Annotated in this window: 1 protein-coding gene; it reads right to left on the reverse strand. The window is 47.7% G+C overall.

Features of this window, described 5'->3' with window-relative positions; genetic code table 11:
* On the reverse strand, positions 1 to 433 hold a 433-nt coding region (locus KJQ99_RS09720), incomplete at its 3' end, for an MFS transporter (protein ID WP_350028279.1).
* Between the last annotated feature and the right edge of the window lie 22 nt (positions 434 to 455).

The following is a 455-nucleotide window of genomic DNA, read 5'->3' on the forward strand; positions in this document are numbered from 1 at the left end:
GCGCGATGGCCTGCGTGACCAAAGCACCATACATGAACCAGACGAAGCGATGATTGGAAAAGACGTTCAGACTGATGAGACGCTTCTTTTTGTTGGAAAAATAAAACATCAAAAGCGCCATGATGCTGAGCAAAAGCAGCCAAAGCGAAAAACGCTCGATGGCAACTAGCAAAAGCGCCAAACCCAATGCCAAAAAGAAGTATCCGCCAAAATTGAAACCGGTCTTTGTTTCAATTCTTCGCTGAGGAATCGACATGATTCCGACGACAAAAGAAATCGCAAGAATCGGCACGAGAAACAGGAAAATCTTGTTCCAGTCAAAATGATGCAGAATAATTCCGCCATAGGTCGGACCGATTGCCGGCGCAAAGCAGGTCGTCATCGTGGCCACGCCGACCATGAAACCGCGTTTTTCCAACGGAACGTGCTCCAAAATAATGTGCATCGCAAGCGGC

Source organism: Campylobacter sp. 2018MI13, from assembly GCF_018501135.1.
In the GTDB taxonomy this organism is placed as follows: Bacteria; Campylobacterota; Campylobacteria; order Campylobacterales; family Campylobacteraceae; genus Campylobacter_E.